Source organism: Bacillus sp. FSL E2-8887 (assembly GCF_038007205.1).
In the GTDB taxonomy this organism is placed as follows: domain Bacteria; phylum Bacillota; class Bacilli; order Bacillales; family Bacillaceae_G; genus Bacillus_A; species Bacillus_A mycoides.
In genome coordinates this window covers 1786786-1802647 of record NZ_JBBOWS010000001.1, presented here as the reverse complement: position 1 = coordinate 1802647, position 15862 = coordinate 1786786, and the positions used below count along the sequence as shown (strand labels likewise).

The 15862-nt window shown below is 35.6% G+C and carries 16 protein-coding genes and 2 pseudogenes; 10 read left to right on the top strand and 8 right to left on the bottom strand.

Annotation, left to right across the window (positions count from 1 at the left end):
- Positions 1–41 precede the first annotated feature (41 nt).
- Genes NSQ08_RS09035 through NSQ08_RS09025 form a run of 3 tightly spaced genes read left to right on the top strand, consistent with a single transcriptional unit; the run spans position 42 to position 4443 of the window.
- Positions 42–1004: an AAA family ATPase gene (locus NSQ08_RS09035; RefSeq protein WP_002085968.1), complete on the top strand. Its 963-nt coding sequence runs from the start codon at positions 42–44 to the stop codon at positions 1002–1004.
- Positions 1004–2218, top strand: a complete 1215-nt coding sequence (locus NSQ08_RS09030) for a DUF58 domain-containing protein (RefSeq protein WP_137076640.1) — start codon at positions 1004–1006, stop codon at positions 2216–2218. Before NSQ08_RS09035 ends, NSQ08_RS09030 begins: the two co-directional genes overlap by 1 nt.
- Positions 2215–4443 (top strand): transglutaminase TgpA family protein, encoded by a 2229-nt coding sequence (locus NSQ08_RS09025; RefSeq protein WP_137076638.1) that lies wholly within the window; start codon positions 2215–2217, stop codon positions 4441–4443. The genes NSQ08_RS09030 and NSQ08_RS09025 overlap by 4 nt, the downstream gene beginning before the upstream one ends.
- A gap of 83 nt (positions 4444–4526) precedes the next feature.
- Here the strand turns inward: NSQ08_RS09025 and bsaA are convergent, their stop codons facing one another.
- Positions 4527–5009, bottom strand: a complete 483-nt coding sequence (bsaA, locus tag NSQ08_RS09020) for a glutathione peroxidase (protein WP_002135920.1) — start codon at positions 5007–5009, stop codon at positions 4527–4529.
- Between the two features lie 225 nt (positions 5010–5234).
- Between bsaA and NSQ08_RS09015 the strand changes: the two genes are divergently transcribed.
- From NSQ08_RS09015 to NSQ08_RS09000, 4 genes are all read left to right on the top strand, one after another.
- Entirely contained in the window at positions 5235–5444 is a 210-nt protein-coding gene (locus NSQ08_RS09015) for a DUF3925 family protein (protein ID WP_002127081.1), read from the top strand.
- Positions 5445–5540: 96 nt separating this feature from the next.
- On the top strand, positions 5541–6506 hold the full coding sequence (locus NSQ08_RS09010; protein WP_002141446.1) for an MBL fold metallo-hydrolase: 966 nt from the start codon (positions 5541–5543) through the stop codon (positions 6504–6506).
- Between the two features lie 85 nt (positions 6507–6591).
- Entirely contained in the window at positions 6592–7026 is a 435-nt protein-coding gene (locus tag NSQ08_RS09005) for a hypothetical protein (protein ID WP_002135918.1), read from the top strand.
- A 311-nt stretch (positions 7027–7337) separates the two neighbouring features.
- The gene (locus NSQ08_RS09000; RefSeq protein ID WP_002135917.1) at positions 7338–7580 is read left to right on the top strand and encodes a hypothetical protein; all 243 of its coding nucleotides are present in this window, start codon (positions 7338–7340) and stop codon (positions 7578–7580) included.
- 54 nt (positions 7581–7634) lie between these two features.
- On the opposite strand, the gene NSQ08_RS08995 is transcribed toward NSQ08_RS09000, so the two are convergent.
- Positions 7635–8315, bottom strand: coding sequence for a DUF3600 domain-containing protein (locus NSQ08_RS08995; protein WP_105589732.1), 681 nt, complete (start codon positions 8313–8315; stop codon positions 7635–7637).
- Positions 8312–8890, bottom strand: coding sequence for a sigma-70 family RNA polymerase sigma factor (locus NSQ08_RS08990; protein ID WP_002031567.1), 579 nt, complete (start codon positions 8888–8890; stop codon positions 8312–8314). Before NSQ08_RS08990 ends, NSQ08_RS08995 begins: the two co-directional genes overlap by 4 nt.
- 206 nt (positions 8891–9096) lie before the next feature.
- On the opposite strand from NSQ08_RS08990, the pseudogene NSQ08_RS08985 reads away from it, so the two are divergent.
- Positions 9097–10082: pseudogene (locus NSQ08_RS08985) on the top strand (quinone oxidoreductase family protein).
- 29 nt (positions 10083–10111) lie between these two features.
- Complete coding sequence (locus tag NSQ08_RS08980) at positions 10112–10750, top strand: zinc dependent phospholipase C family protein (protein WP_105589731.1); 639 nt, start codon at positions 10112–10114, stop codon at positions 10748–10750.
- Between the two features lie 44 nt (positions 10751–10794).
- On the opposite strand, the pseudogene NSQ08_RS08975 reads toward NSQ08_RS08980, so the two are convergent.
- The 5 genes and pseudogenes from NSQ08_RS08975 to NSQ08_RS08955 form a co-directional block, all read right to left on the bottom strand.
- A pseudogene (locus tag NSQ08_RS08975) lies at positions 10795–10881 on the bottom strand (VOC family protein); the annotation flags it as partial.
- Positions 10882–10889: 8 nt separating this feature from the next.
- Positions 10890–12059 carry a DEAD/DEAH box helicase gene (locus tag NSQ08_RS08970; RefSeq protein WP_002012513.1) on the bottom strand — a complete coding sequence of 390 codons (1170 nt, stop codon included), beginning with the start codon at positions 12057–12059 and terminating at the stop codon, positions 10890–10892.
- Between the two features lie 19 nt (positions 12060–12078).
- Positions 12079–12606, bottom strand: coding sequence for a hypothetical protein (locus NSQ08_RS08965; RefSeq protein ID WP_002065080.1), 528 nt, complete (start codon positions 12604–12606; stop codon positions 12079–12081).
- Positions 12607–12696: 90 nt separating this feature from the next.
- Positions 12697–14385: a formate--tetrahydrofolate ligase gene (locus NSQ08_RS08960; protein WP_002031556.1), complete on the bottom strand. Its 1689-nt coding sequence runs from the start codon at positions 14383–14385 to the stop codon at positions 12697–12699.
- A 93-nt stretch (positions 14386–14478) separates the two neighbouring features.
- The gene (locus NSQ08_RS08955) at positions 14479–15159 is read right to left on the bottom strand and encodes a class I SAM-dependent methyltransferase (protein ID WP_002085991.1); all 681 of its coding nucleotides are present in this window, start codon (positions 15157–15159) and stop codon (positions 14479–14481) included.
- A gap of 359 nt (positions 15160–15518) precedes the next feature.
- Here NSQ08_RS08955 and NSQ08_RS08950 point away from each other — a divergent pair, with 359 nt between their 5' ends.
- Entirely contained in the window at positions 15519–15857 is a 339-nt protein-coding gene (locus NSQ08_RS08950; protein WP_001253195.1) for a hypothetical protein, read from the top strand.
- Positions 15858–15862: the final 5 nt, after the last annotated feature.

The window sequence follows — 15862 nt, the reverse complement described above, 5'->3', positions numbered from 1 at the left end:
TAAATAGATTAGAAAACGATAATAACATTAGGAGGATTACGATGCCCCAGCTTGATTCATTACATCCCATAGTAGAAAGAATAATCAACAATATTGAAAAGTTAATGGTCGGAAAGCGAAAAGAAACGATCTTAGCTTTGACAGCTCTCTTAGCTGAAGGTCATGTACTATTAGAAGATGTTCCTGGCGTTGGGAAAACAATGTTAGTACGTGCTCTTTCTAAATCTATTGATGCTGATTACAAGCGCATTCAATTTACACCTGATTTACTGCCGTCAGATGTAACAGGAGTTTCTATTTATAATCCGAAAGAGCTCCAATTTGAGTTCAAGCCTGGACCAATCATAGGGAATTTTATACTTGCTGATGAAATTAATCGTACATCTCCCAAAACACAATCTGCCTTACTTGAAAGTATGGAAGAAGGCAATATTACAATAGATGGCATGACAAGACCGTTACCAAAACCGTTCTTTGTAATGGCTACACAAAATCCGGTCGAATATGAGGGAACATATCCTTTACCAGAAGCACAGCTCGATCGTTTCTTATTGAAACTAAAAATGGGATATCCTACACCAGAAGAAGAGTTTGAAATTTTAAACCGGATGGAAAAAACAAATCCACTCTCTCATTTACAAGCTATTACTACAATAAAAGAATTACTTTATTTACAACAGAGCGTACGGGAAGTAAGCATGGACAAAGCAATCAAGCATTACATTGTAAAACTTGTTACTCAGACGCGTTCTTATAGTTCTATACAGCTAGGTGCAAGTCCACGCGGCTCAATCGCTTTAATGAAAGCTTCACAAGCTTATGCATTCATCCATGGCAGAAATTATGTTATTCCAGACGATGTTAAATTTTTAGCTCCTTACGTTTTAGCTCACAGACTCATTCTAAAAATGGAAGCAAGATTTGAAGGAATAACAGGAGAACAAGTTATCGCCAAAATCGTTGCACGAACTACCGTGCCGACTCAAAGGACGAAAAACCTTTGATGAAACGACTACTACGAGCACTATATCACGTTACGAAGTTATTGCTAATCCCTTTATGCCTAGTCTTAACATTTGTGTACGCTATGCTTCAAGGAGGATTTGTAAGTTGGTTTTTGTTTTACAGTACGATTCCTATTGGTCTTTATTCACTACTACTTCCCTTCTACGCTTTACGAGACGCTGAAGTAAAACGAATAACAAACCAAAATGAATATGCAGCAGGAGAACAATTTTTAAGCACCATTACAATAAAAAGAAGATTTCCTTTTCCCTTACTTTATTTAATTATAGAAGATGAACTGCCATCACAATTTACAAATTGTAGACAAACGAAGGTGAATAAGGTAATACTCTTTCCAGGATTGAAACGAAATATTTCATTTCAATATGCAATTGACACAATCCCTAGAGGAGAGCACACTTTTTCAAGCGTACGTGTCAAAACTGGTGATCTATTCGGTATGATGGAGAAAGAAGTAACTTTTTCAGTTCTAGATACATTTTTAGTCTATCCCCAGTACGTAGATATAACGTATCGACAATTGGAAAATCATTTCGAACAAGGAGCGCTTTCAGCAAATATAAATTTAGCAAAAGACTCTACAATCTCTGTCGGTGTCAGAGACTATAAACCTGGTGACCGCTTTTCATGGATTGATTGGAAAGCAACTGCCCGAACAAACAATATTATGACAAAAGAGTTTGAACAACAGCGCAGCCATAATATCATGATATTTATGGACAGAACTGAGTCCCCTCTATTCGAATCAGTCGTAACATTTTCCGCCTCTATTGTAAGGGCTGTCTTGAAGCAAAATTCACCAGCGTCATTCGTGTCTGTCGGAAAAGAACGAACTTTTTTCCCTTTAGACAATGGTGATACGCAGTTACAACAAATCTTTTGTCATCTAGCGAAAGTACAAGCAGACAGTGTATTCCCGCTCTCCCGGAGTGTAGAAATGGAATTAAGAAAAATTTATGAGCCCGTAACGATTATACTCGTAACAAGCGATCTTTCTCCCGTTATTCAAAAGGCGGCTGACTTTGCTGCTATAAAAAACAGAAAATTAATGGTGTTTGTCGTGAAAGAAAAAGCAAATCAACTCTCACATCGAGAACTAAGTATTCTAGAAACTCTACAAAAACGAAAAATATTTGTAAATGTGGTTTATGGGAACCGGTATACAAACGTGTTTTTTGAGGTGAGCAAATGATAACATTACGAACAAAATACAAATGGGATATGAGCAGATTCTTCATGCATGTATGTGCATTTCTACTTTTACTAGAATGGCTAAGACCCCTTATAGGTATTACAAACGTAGGTAGATTAGATATTTTTGTAATATTTATAGGAATTTGCTTCACTCTCTCTTTTTTTCAAACAAGGTGGCAGATTCCAATAAAGATCGTCACGATCTTATTCATCATTCATTTCCTGTATTATAAAAATGCTTTTATAAATCCATCTTGGCTAACGAAATTTTTTGCTGATATTTCTCGAAATTCCTCTCTGTTTTTCCAGGGGAATTTGCTAGATATTTCTCCCGTTTTTCCAACACTTTTATTTTTTTTATACTTTTGGTTTTTGAGTGCTTTCATCTCTTTTTGGATGATTCATAAAAAACGTGGGTTGTTATTTCTTATATTGACTATTATTTATATCACCATTTTTCATAACTTACATTTATACAATGCAAACTACGCTATTATTCGTACTATTGTCATCGGCTTTTTTATGCTTAGTCTTCTTCGCATAGAACGAATAAGAGAGATGGAACACTTACAAAATTTTGCTAGAGAAATCTCAAAATTACTTAGACCTCTTACAATATTTATTGTATTGTCAGCAACTATCGCATACTTTGCTCCAAAATTTGGCCCTCAATGGCCAAACCCAATGGATTTTTTAAAATTCAACACATCCGAAGCAAGTAAAAAACAAGAAGTTTCTAAAATTGGATATGGTTTAGATGACTCGCGATTAGGCGGTCCTTTTAAGGCAGATCCTACAATTGTTTTCACAGCACAAACGCAAAACAAACAATATTGGAGAGTCGAAACGAAAGATTTTTATACAGGAAAAGGCTGGGAAGTTTCTGAAAATCAAAAAAAGATTTCTTTTAAAAATAAAAACGACGTCGTGAGCTGGTACGAACAAAATACAAAAACGGAGGCCACTGAGGCGACAATCACCATGAAAAAAAGTTATCCACACCTTACCTATCCAGCAGGATTAATATCAGTTGAGGCTTCTTCTAATGTATCATACAGCGTTGACCCCTTTTCAGAAAAAATCTATACGATGGACGGAGATTCTTCTACTATTTTAAATTCATATAAAGTAACATATGGGGTCCCAGAGTTTTCCATAGAAAACTTGAAAGCTGTAAAAACAAATGAAGGTCAAGAATCAAATCCTTATTTCATGACAAAGTACACGCAACTTCCCGAATCATTACCACAGCGAGTAAAAGACTTAGCTGTAAATCTAACAAATGATAAAGACAACCGATATGATAAAGTATTAGCTATTGAAAACTACTTTACCGACCATTCTTTTGTATATGAAACAATGAATGTGTTGTTCCCTTCCAAAAACCAAGATTATGTAGATCAATTCCTTTTCGATACAAAAAGCGGCTACTGTAATAATTTCTCGACGTCTATGATTGTGTTACTTCGTTCTACCGGGATTCCTGCTCGCTGGGTAAAAGGTTATACAGAAGGAACTCTTGATAATACACTTGCCTCTGCAGAAGGTGAGGATGTTTATAAAATCGCGAACGATAACGCACACTCTTGGGTCGAAGTATATTTCCCAGGATACGGATGGATTCCATTCGAACCAACAAAAGGATTTACTAATCCCTATAATTTTACAAATAATACTCCTGCTTCTACTTCACAAAATAACGAAGTAAATAATTCTAATAACGAGCCAATACACCAACGGAACAATGAAGCAAAGCTCAAAAGTTTAATAGAAAATACAGAAGAAGCCTCTACTAAAAAGATCACAAATTCTAAAAATGATTTTTCTTGGTGGTACGTATTCCTCTCTACGATACCGATTAGTATCATCGGATACATTCTCTTCACCACTAGAATGAAATGGATTACATTTTTTATTATTCTTTTCTATAAATACCGAAAAGATGATGCTGTTTATCAAAAAGCTTACGGTGCACTTTTAAAACAATTTGCGAGAATCGGCATACCACGGGGTGAAAGTCAAACATTCCGAGAATACGCTCTCCACATCGATACACTTTACAATTCGGCCGATATGCAACAACTTACTTTCAGTTATGAGAACGCTATGTATCAAAAGGAACAGGCCGCAGCCGAATGGAAGACATCCGTACACTTATGGGAAGTGCTTATGAAAAAAGCAGCTTCTCTGCCTAAATCAAACGACTACGATAGAGTGATTTAATCTTGATAATGTGAGTTTAAAGAAAACACCTCAAAGAGCTACTTTGTTCTTTGAGGTGTTTGTTAATAAAGTGAAACTCCTAATTATTCCCCAAGTACCTTCTCAATCTCAACCTCTAAATCCATCGGCTTCGTCTGTGGTGCAAAACGCCCTACTATTTTCCCGTCTTTTCCAATTAGAAACTTAGTAAAGTTCCATTTCACTGCTTTCATACCGAGTAAACCTGGCGCTTGTTCTGTCATGTATGTATAGAGAGGATGAGCCTTGTCACCTTTTACATCAATCTTTGCAAACATTGGGAAGTTCACACCGTAGTTCAATTCACAAAAACTAGTAATATCAGCTTCTGTGCCTGGTTCTTGTCCCCCAAATTGATTACAAGGGAAACCGAGTATTTCTAGTCCTTGGTCTTTATATTTATCATATACTTCCTGTAACCCTTTATATTGTGGTGTAAATCCACATTTACTAGCTACATTTACAATAAGAAGTGCTTTTCCTTCGTAATCTTTTAACGATTTTTCTTCTCCTGTTATTGTTTTAGCTGAAAAATCATAAACTGTCATTGTTCATACCCCTCTCTTCACTATCATTCTATGTTTATACTATACTACATTCGTGAATATACAGCTCTTATTACGTATTCACATACCGTAATGATAGCGCTTTATTTTCGTTCGAAAATTCGAAACAATATACTAGACTTTTATGATGGAAAGTTTTACAATTAATTTGTGAACAAAATGTGACAGTTTATATTTCCATTATAATAGAAAAGGATGGTGTTCATTATGAAAACTGCACAACATGAAACGATTTCAAATCGCGAGTTTTATTTCGTACTATATATGATGTTATTGTATGTTATTGGCTGGGTAATCGATGTAAATGGTTTATTTTTAAGCTCCTACTTTAATTTAGCAGGAGAAATTATGCTTCCGATCGTTGGTGGCATTGTTGGACTGTTCGTTATGTCTATCAATAAAGAACAAACGAAATAACTACATTACAAAAGGGCAGAAGACGAGCTTTCGTTTTCTGTCTTTTTCTGTTTTTAGCGTATAATAGATACATACCGTATATAAGGAGTGGTAAGTATGAAAAAAGTAGAACAACTATCTTCTCATCTATATCTTATTGATGATTATGACTTACAACATGATGAACGCACAGGTACATACGTTTTATTAGGTGACGATATTACTTTAATTGAAACTTGTGCGGCCCCTTCTCTTCCCTATATTTTAGACGGCTTACAGCAATTACATATTAATTTAAATGATGTAAAAAACATTATCGTTACACATGTTCATTTAGATCACGCAGGCGCAGCAGGGTTAATGATGGAAAAGTGCCCAAATGCTACTCTATTTGTGCATCCGCGCGGGGCTCGTCATATGATTGATCCAACAAAACTAATTCTTGGCGCAAAAGCTGTGTACAAAGAAGATTTTGATAAACTTTTTGATCCAATTCTTCCAATTGAAGAAGAACGTGTTCATATTGTACAAAATGGTGATACATTAAAAATTGCAGAAGACCGTACACTCACATTTTATGATACACCGGGACATGCGAAGCACCATATTAGCATTCACGATTCATTAACAAACGGCATTTTTACTGGTGATACAATAGGAATTTATTATAGAGAACTCGCAGACCTTGATGTAGAACTATATCTACCATCAACGTCTCCTTCACAATTCCAGCCAGATGCGATGATTGCTTCTAAAAATCATATTCAAAGTATGAATGTAGATACTATTTATTTCGGTCATTACGGCGCATCATCCAATGTTACAGAAGTATATAACCAACTTGAACATTGGTTACCTATTTTCGTTAATACTGGAAATGAAATTTTTCAAAAACATACTGATTTTGATGAGGCTACTAAGGCATTACAATCTTTGCTACTGGAGAAAGTCTCCACTCATCTTACAAAGCTAAATGTTCCATCCAATCATTCTGTTTATAACATTTTACATCTTGATTTAGAAATTAGCGCGATGGGAATTATTGATTACTTAACGAAGCAAACAAAATCCACAATTAACTAATAGAAAACGAAGATATATACAACGCCATTATCGTATATATCTTCGCTCCTTGAATATATTTTTTAATAAAGGATGGTGGAATGGAATGCAAAAAGTGATACTATACCTCTGCTTTACATTATTTATCATCTTATTATTAGTTGTAGGTGTTAAAATTCAATTTTATTTAGATACAGACGCGCAAGTGAACTTTAACGTCTATCCAAGATTATTCTACTTTACACTCTTCCCTCTTTTGGTCGGCATTTTATTACGATTCCTACAATCAATTAATCGCGAAACGAGTAAACAAAACTGGAACTTTCAGCCGGATAAGTTTATCGCTATTACGTTGCCAACACTATTCATTGCCTTTTCTCCAGCTCTACTCTTTTCACCAGTTGGTAAATACCTACCTTATTTAACTAATATTATTCTTGTGAATACAACTTTCATTACCATTATTAGTTTAATAGCTGGTTACTCACTTTTAGATTGTTTGATACAAAAAGACAAGGAGAATAGTAAGGAATATAACTAAGTGATTTCCCACTTTCACTTTATTAAGCAAGTCAAGGTAATTCTGCCCCTGACTTGTATGCAAAAGAACCTAATGTTCAATTTTTAAGTGCCGTTGGTTATGCTGGGTTATTTATAAGTGCAATACTCCTTGTAAGAGTTGCTATACATGTGGTAAGGAAATTTAAGTAATAACAAAACGAGTATGAAATCGCATAGATTTTATACTCGTTTTTTATTGTTCATATATTTAATTGGTAATAGGAAATTTATGTTAAACTAAAGAAAGTCGCGCACTAAATCAAAATACATTTCAAACAAGGGAGACTTATTATGAAATTAGGGACTTTCTCGTTTCTAACGTTTATCACAAGTATATGTTCTTTCTTTATTTTAAGAGGACCTAATTCAAATTTAACATTAATTATTGTGCTTCTAAGTATTCTTTCATTACTCGGTATTATTTTTGCGATCGCATCAAAGAATTGGCTATTTAAAATAGTTGGTACGACATTAAATGGAGTCATACTAATATTTGTATATTTCTTATTGCTAGCAAAAGGAATAGGTGGTTAATATATTTACGTTTCAATAAGAAAAGCTCACAGCTTAAGCTATGAGCTTTTTTACTTATCTCACCTTTTCATCTACATACTCCATAAACTGTTCTGCTTTAATAAATCTTTCTTTATAAGCTTCAGGTACTTCTTCTACTGTTATCCCACCACTCGATTTCGCTTTTACTAATACAGTTTGATATGACATTAACGCTTCCATATATTGTTCATACTCTTCTGAAGTTAATACTTCTTTACTAGATTTATGGCCATTTAATTTATCAAAATACGGCTGAAGTTCCATTTCTACCTTTTTCATTTCCTCTTTTTTAGCTGGTGATAATTGATCATAATCAATATTACCGTTCGAATCCCCGTACTCAAGCTTTGCATTCGTTAATTTCTTTAGTTCTTTTGTAAACTCTTCATATTCTTTTGCACCCATTTCATTTTCCGCTTGTGACAATTTCGCACTAAAGCGCATGTATCCTTCTAATGTTAAACTTCCGGCATGCTTCTTTAAGTTTTCAAAAGATCCGTATATACCATCTGCCATAATAGATTGATAAGCAAAACCAGTCGTCGGGATTAAAAATGCGGCTGCAAGCACTCCTGCGATAAGGCGCTTCTTCCTTTTACTTCCCCCGCTCTTCATTTTTATTTGAACAATTACTTTTTCTTTTAACTCCGGCGGGGCAATAATCCCCTTCGCTTCTTCTTGTATAGATTCTCTAACTCTACAATCTAAGCTCATTTCACATTCCCTACCTCTCCTAAAAAGATTTCTTCTACTTGCTCTTTTTGACGTAGTTTCTTTAAGGCCGCATGAATTCTAGATTTCACGGTACCGATTGGAATATGTAATATTTGTGCTACTTCTTCTTGTGAGTAATCGTGTAAGTATCTTAAGATAATAACTTGTTTCAATTTATATGGTAATTTATGAATGAGTTCAATTAATTTTTGGTTTGATATTTTACTTACAACATCGCTAGAAAAATCAATTTCTACTGGTTTTCTTTGCTCTTCTGCTTTTTTTACAATTCGCAGTCGCATCCACCTCTTTCTTCTATAAGAATGGATTTGTTTAATCGCAAGTCCAATTAACCATGGACGAAATGGCTTCTCACTATCATATTTACGAAGCGATTCATATAGCTGTATGTATATTTCCTGAACGACATCATCTATATCTGCTTTATCCTCTATTAAAAAATGTGCTGTCTTATATACTTCTTGAATCGTTTTATCATACAATTCGCTATACGCTTCTTTATTGCCTGATAAAGTTAATTGGATTAAATCTGTATACACTGTTTCATCTTTCATGTACCATCCCTCCTTTGTCTTACACTATATATTGGCAAGCAAACGATATTTCGTTCGATTTCTTTCAAAGATTTTTCAAATAAATTAATATAATGATGCAATAACTTCATAAGCTTCACTTATAACCCTGCATAACAATTATATAATTTTCCAATTCCTAATGAAGATTTAAAATAATATATATAGTCAAATTTAGGAGGATGTATATGAAAGCTATCGTTGTAACTTCATTCGGTGGTCCTGAAGTGTTGAAATATACGGACATGGATATTCCTACAATTTCAGATAATCAAGTTTTAATTCGCGTTGTTGCTACTAGTGTTAATTTCGCCGATATTAAATCACGTTATGGCAAAAAAGGAAACAAATCCTTACCTTTTATTCCAGGGATAGATGCAGCTGGTATTGTAGAACACGTAGGCTCTCATGTAAAAAACATTCATCCTGGCCAGCGTGTCATTACTTTTCCTCAAAATGGCTCTTACGCTGAATATGTTGTCGCGAACGAAAATCTTACTTTTGTATTACCTGATGAAGTTAATTTCCAAACTGCAGCCGCTTGCCCTATCGTATCTTTTACAAGCTATAATTTACTCGCAAATGTTGCAAGGATTCAACAAGGTGAATCTGTTCTAATTCATGCAGCTGCTGGAGGAATTGGTACTACCGCGATTCAACTCGCAAAATTATTAGGGGCTAAAAAGTAATCGGGACTGTCGGAAGTGAAGCAAAAAGAAAAATTGCTTTAGATGCTGGCGCTGATTATGTTATTTGTCATCAAGATGAAGATTTTGTAGAGAGGGTAAATCAGCTTACACACGGAGAAGGCGTTAATATTGTTTTAGATTCTATTTCTGGAACTGTTTCTGAAAGAAGTTTAAACTGCCTTGCTTATTACGGTCGCCTCGTCCATTTCGGCAATGCTAGCGGAGAAGTTGGTAGTTTTCAAACGAAAGATTTACACGCAAGTTGCCGTTCTATACTCGGTTTCAGCTTTGGCACTACACGGAAAAAACGTCCTGAATTGCTTCAAGAAACTGCGAATGAAGTTTTCCGTTATTTACGCGATGGAAGTTTACAAATTAAGGCTACGAAATCTTTTCCCCTTCAAGATGCAGGGAAAGCACATGAATGGGTCGAAAGTAGACAAAGTACAGGGAAAGTAATACTACACGTTCAGACAGCTCCCTAAAATGAATACATGAAATAGAGGTGTTATTCATGGGATCACGAATTATGCATATCATTATCGCTAACTGTATTGCTGAGAAACTTTCTATTCAAGATAAAACTTCTTTCTTACTTGGTGGTGTAGCTCCTGATGCTGTTCATTCAAAAAAAGAAAAAGGAACTTCACATTTTTACGCTGGTACAACGAAGAACTATACGAGAAGAATAGATTATGATTCATTTATTCATAAATACGAAGATCATCTGGATTCCCCTTATATTTTAGGTTATTATACCCACCTCATTGCCGATGATAATTGGCTAAGCGGCTTTTTTCTACCTTGGCTTAAAAACAGAATAGAAAACGACGAAACTATCGCACCTATGTACTATAACGATTTTAAATTATTGAACGCACAATTGTTGCATCATTACGATAAAGAACAGCAGCTCTTCGCCCTACTTAATCAAGAGGCTAACATTGTGAATATAGAGGAGATTTCTAGAAAGAATGTTTTAGCTTTTCGGCAATATATTTTTGAAGATATGCTATATCCTGAGCAACACTTGCACGAAAACTTACAAGTGTTTTCATTTGATCAAATCGTTGGTTATATTGAGACTGCAATTGAAAAAGGAACATTTTTTATAGAACAACTCGTTAATAAAAAATTGACTTCAAATATTTAATCCCCCTCATTATTTACGAGGGGGATTTTCACATAACTATATAATTATTTATTTTTTCCCATTACTGCAAAGTAATTCCCTTCACTATCAGCAAAGTTAAACACTTTACCAGAAGGCATAGTTACGTCTTCCCAATTATTTATCTAGGCTTTTTCTTACCAGTAAAAGCTGGTTTCTTTTTCTTTGGTGCTGGTGGTTTCGATTCTACAAATGTTCCTTTGAACATTTCTTGTTTCGTAAACACGATACCTAATTTTTTCGCAAATTGAAGTAATTTACGCTCTTCTTGTTCTGTTACAAGAGAAACAACTGTTCCTTCTTTGCCCATACGTCCAGTACGTCCTGAGCGGTGAATATATTGGTCTACTGTGTCTGGTAACTCTAAGTGGATTACGTGTGTTAAATCATCGATATCTAATCCACGTGCTGCAATATCAGTAGCAAGTAATATTTCTAATTTCCCGCTACGGAACGCGCGCATCGTTACTTCACGCTCTTGTTTGCTTGCCTCTGCATGAAGTGCTGCTGCTTTCATTTTACGGAACTTCAGTTTTTGAGTAATTTCATCTAAACGGAATGGATCATTTAAGAAGGCAACTGCTTTTACATTTCCCATATGCATAACTCTTCTAATATAATCATTTTTTTCACGACGCTCACAAACGATATACGTATGTTCAACTAGGCTCTGTGCCTCTGAACGTGTTACACGTACTAATTGTGGTTCAACTGTCAAATCACGTGCCGCATCTTCTGCAGCTTTTGTTATTGTCGCCGAGCAGAACACTAATTGACGATCGCGCATCGTTGATTTAATTACATCAAGTACAGCACCCATCATCTTTTGTTTTACAATTTGATCAAACTCATCAAATACAATCGTTTTCACTTCATGCATCTTTAATTTTTTCATGCGAATCAACTCTAAAATACGTCCTGGTGAACCGACAATAACTCTCGGATGTTTCTTTAATTTTTCAACTTGGCGCTTAATATCCGCACCACCAATTAAAGACGCACCTGAAATATCCGTTCCTGCTGTAAACTTTTGAACCTCTTCATGAATTTGCATAACAAGTTCACGAGTTGGCGCTAAAATTACAACTTGAGGTTGTTTAACTTCAGGATTAATTTTATGTAAAAGTGGTAATAAGTACGCTAATGTTTTTCCTGTTCCAGTTGGAGATTCAGCAATAACGTCTTGTCCTTCTAAAATAGTTGGAATCGCTTGTTTTTGAATTTCAGTAAATTCTTTAAAACCAGCCTTTTCCCAAGCTTGTTGTAAAAATGGTTGCATATCTTTTATCATTTGTTTTTCTCCTTTATCTCTATTTTTGAAGAAAATGTTGTATTGTTCGCACCGTTTCTATCATGTGTGAAATAACAGCTATTAAATCATCAACATGGTCTTCTGTAATCGATTTTTGAAATAGAACCTCTACCTTATTATGATATGAAATCGCTTGCTTATTATATTCGTATGAAATTTTTTGCGTAATCATTCGCTCTTTTCCCCATATAGAATGCAATAAAGTTTCAATTTCTTCGCATCCTATCTCTGGTTGCTCCATTTCGAACGAGAATTCCAGCTTCATTTCACAACCTGGTATAAACTGAGGTACTTCTAATATTTCACCTGATAAATTCTTTGCATCAACAGATAGTGAAAATGTCGCCTCTACCATCGTTTTAAATGTTTCTGTTAGTTGAAATGAAATACTATACATACGACTTAATGAAGCAAGGTCCATCACATCTTTTCGATCCGTTACGAGAATATCACCGTGTAAATCGAAATCATAGACAGCTCCTTCCACAATTACCTTTAAATTTTCAAAAGCAGTTGGATCAAACATAATTTCCTCCAAAAAACAGGCGCCTTTCGATGGAAAGGCGCCACTTGATGTATATATAGTTTACAGATAAACGAGATGAATTACAACCTTTTAGAATAAACCTACTGCTTTTCCATCTTCATTTACATCCATTTGCAGCGCAGCTGGCTGTTTTGGAAGGCCTGGCATTGTTAACATTGTTCCTGTTAACGCAACGATAAACCCTGCACCGATAGATGGTTTTAATTCACGAATTGTAACGATAAAGTCAGATGGGCGACCTAATTTTGTTGCATCATCTGAAAGAGAGTATTGTGTTTTCGCCATACAAATCGGTAGGTTACTCCAACCTTCTCCCTCATATTGAGCTAATTGCTTACGTGCTTTCGGAGCAAATTCAATATCTTTTGCGCCGTACACTTTTTGAGCAATTGTACGAATTTTTTCTTCTAATGGTAATTCTAATTCATAAAGTGGTGCGTAGTTGTTTTCACCTTTTTCAATTTCTTTTAACACTTTCTCAGCAAGGTCAACTCCGCCTTGGCCACCTTTCTCCCAAACTTCTGTTAAGGATACTGCATAGCCACGCTCATTGCACCATTCTTGTAAGTATGCAACTTCTGCATCTGTATCAGTAATGAATTTGTTAATGGCAATTACGAAAGGAACACCGAAGCTTTGAATTGTTTCAACATGCTTCTGTAAGTTCTCCATACCTTTTGCTAACGCATCTACATTTTCTTCTTTTAATTGATCTCTCGCCACACCACCGTGCATTTTAAGCGCACGAATAGTCGCAACAATAACTACCGCTTCTGGTTTAATACCAGCTGCACGTGCTTTAATATCTAAAAACTTCTCGGCACCTAAATCTGCACCGAATCCAGCTTCTGTAATAACATAATCACCTAATTTTGCTGCCATTGTCGTAGCGATAACACTGTTACAACCGTGAGCGATATTCGCAAATGGTCCGCCATGAATGATAGCTGGTGTATTTTCTAATGTTTGTACTAAGTTCGGTTTTAATGCATCTTTTAATAGAAGTGTTAACGCTCCTTCTACTCCTAAATCTTTAACTGTTACAGGTTGATTTGAAAAATTATAAGCGACAACAATGCGAGATAGACGTGATTTTAAATCTTGAATATCTGTTGCAAGGCAGAATACGGCCATAATTTCAGATGCTACTGTAATATCAAAACCATCTTCACGTGGTACACCTTGAACCGGTCCACCAAGGCCAATTACTACGTTACGAAGGGCACGATCATTTAAGTCAACACAGCGTTTCCAAACGATTTTACGCGTATCAATTCCAAGTGTGTTTCCTTGTTGGATATGATTATCAATGAACGCCGCTAATGCGTTATTGGCAGTTGTAATCGCATGAATATCTCCAGTAAAGTGAAGGTTAATATCTTCCATTGGTACTACTTGAGAATAACCGCCACCTGCTGCTCCGCCTTTTAATCCCATTGTTGGTCCAAGAGATGGTTCGCGAAGTGCAATTACTGTTTTCTTACCAATTTTATTAAAAGCTTGACCTAAACCAACTGTTACTGTTGATTTACCTTCTCCTGCTGGAGTTGGGTTAATCGCTGTTACTAAAACAACTTTACCGTCTTTCTCATCTTGTAAACGCTTAAAAATATCAAGAGATAACTTGCCTTTATAATGTCCGTATGGCTCTAGTTCTTCTTCTAAAATATTTAAATTAGCTGCAATTTCTTGAATCTTCTTCATACTTGCTTCTTGTGCGATTTCAATATCAGATTTAACTGTTGTAGTAGTTGTCATATACCCTAGTCCCCCTTTAATTGATTCTGATGATATTGTATCAGTTTTTTGTATTTTCTGCACTTATTTACCTCCTAAAACCCTTCAATTTTGTTATACGTTTTTTAACATAAATACCCATAAAAATGTTAACGCTTGTTGTAACTCTGTAGGTAGCTGACCTAACATCTTCTCATTTACTCCGCGCTTATATACGCCAGTACCATCTACAACTTCAAATCCTTGTTCTTTTGCTAACTGTTCAAATTCCCAAGGCATCATCGTATTGCAAACAACGTCTTTGCCATATAGGCGCGGATAACTGTTCTCTCTCGGTTTTGCTGTCGGTCCTAAAATTGCAATACATGCGTATCCATCTTTCTTTAAAACACGCTTTATTTCATTTAATGCTCGCAACGGCTCCTCGGTCCATTCTAAAGAATTAATTGCCATAATTGCTTCAAATTTCTCATTTTCAAATGGTAATGAAGAAAGATCACCTTTTATAAAAGATAAGTTTGGGTCTTCTCCGCGCTCCTTACCCTTTTGAATCATAACTTCCGATAAGTCCACCCCAACCGCTTTGTAGCCAGTAAGACTTAATTTATATGTACCATACCCATCACCACAGCCAACATCTAACACTTGTACTTCCTTTTCCACGTACTGCTCAAAAAATGGAATGATTGTACTCCTGCTCCCGCTATCCCACATTTCTTGACTATTTTGATTCCAAAACTCTGCATTGTTATCCCATTTTTTCTCTGCCGATTCATGCCAATTAAACTTCGCCATACATTCCCCTACCTTCACGTATTATCATTCATTTCATTCTACATCATGTTCCAAAATCCCTGTTTATCTTCATAAGGAGATAAAGTGAAACTTTAATCAGTGGGGGTGTTTGTTCGTCCCCCACTGATTATTATTTGAACCAATCGGGCTTTTACTGGCAGCCCGACTCCCATCTAACTTCTTTGCTCCAGCCGAATTTTGAGGCGGGGGTCTTACTGCACGGCAAATAGCGGGATAAACAGGATAACAACGGAATCTATTTTCTCCAATTTTTGCTTTACTTGGGTTTAACTCATGCTCATGTTCTGCTCCTTATGAAAGATACTATAGATACACCCAATTGAAAGAGAGGGATGTACATGCGAAGAAAGAGAAATCATCATTTTAAAAGTGGTGAAAAAAACGAAGAGTATGCAGCTGAAATATCTCCGGCTGGTATTCCGATTAGACATGAGCGCAAAGAAATTGCAAATGAAATAGAAGGTACAAATACCGGTGCAATGATCGGCTATGTCGCATTATTTCTTTCGTTATTCTCCATTGCTTTTTATCCTGTTACACTCGGCTCCCTTGCTATTTTAGTTGGCTTATTAGCTGTCAATTTTGGAGCGAGAACACTTGGATATACCGCAATTGGTTTTGGTAGTTTTTCTGTTTTATTTACTTTACTCTATCCGCTTGCTTTGTCAGCGTTTTAAAAAAA

Excerpts from the sequence above, each read along its gene's own strand:
- NSQ08_RS08955 (WP_002085991.1), bottom strand. The coding sequence starts at position 15,159 with ATGGCGAAGTTTAATTGGCATGAATCGGCAGAGAAAAAATGGGATAAC.
- NSQ08_RS09015 (WP_002127081.1), top strand. The coding sequence starts at position 5,235 with ATGAAAACTGCACAACATGAAACGATTTCAAATCGCGAGTTTTATTTC.
- NSQ08_RS08990 (WP_002031567.1), bottom strand. The coding sequence starts at position 8,890 with ATGAAAGATGAAACAGTGTATACAGATTTAATCCAATTAACTTTATCA.
- NSQ08_RS09010 (WP_002141446.1), top strand. The coding sequence starts at position 5,541 with ATGAAAAAAGTAGAACAACTATCTTCTCATCTATATCTTATTGATGAT.
- NSQ08_RS09025 (WP_137076638.1), top strand. The coding sequence starts at position 2,215 with ATGATAACATTACGAACAAAATACAAATGGGATATGAGCAGATTCTTC.
- NSQ08_RS08950 (WP_001253195.1), top strand. The coding sequence starts at position 15,519 with ATGCGAAGAAAGAGAAATCATCATTTTAAAAGTGGTGAAAAAAACGAA.
- NSQ08_RS09000 (WP_002135917.1), top strand. The coding sequence starts at position 7,338 with ATGAAATTAGGGACTTTCTCGTTTCTAACGTTTATCACAAGTATATGT.
- NSQ08_RS09035 (WP_002085968.1), top strand. The coding sequence starts at position 42 with ATGCCCCAGCTTGATTCATTACATCCCATAGTAGAAAGAATAATCAAC.
- NSQ08_RS09005 (WP_002135918.1), top strand. The coding sequence starts at position 6,592 with ATGCAAAAAGTGATACTATACCTCTGCTTTACATTATTTATCATCTTA.
- NSQ08_RS08960 (WP_002031556.1), bottom strand. The coding sequence starts at position 14,385 with ATGACAACTACTACAACAGTTAAATCTGATATTGAAATCGCACAAGAA.
- NSQ08_RS08965 (WP_002065080.1), bottom strand. The coding sequence starts at position 12,606 with ATGTTTGATCCAACTGCTTTTGAAAATTTAAAGGTAATTGTGGAAGGA.
- NSQ08_RS09030 (WP_137076640.1), top strand. The coding sequence starts at position 1,004 with ATGAAACGACTACTACGAGCACTATATCACGTTACGAAGTTATTGCTA.
- NSQ08_RS08970 (WP_002012513.1), bottom strand. The coding sequence starts at position 12,059 with ATGATAAAAGATATGCAACCATTTTTACAACAAGCTTGGGAAAAGGCT.
- NSQ08_RS08980 (WP_105589731.1), top strand. The coding sequence starts at position 10,112 with ATGGGATCACGAATTATGCATATCATTATCGCTAACTGTATTGCTGAG.
- NSQ08_RS08995 (WP_105589732.1), bottom strand. The coding sequence starts at position 8,315 with ATGAGCTTAGATTGTAGAGTTAGAGAATCTATACAAGAAGAAGCGAAG.
- bsaA (WP_002135920.1), bottom strand. The coding sequence starts at position 5,009 with ATGACAGTTTATGATTTTTCAGCTAAAACAATAACAGGAGAAGAAAAA.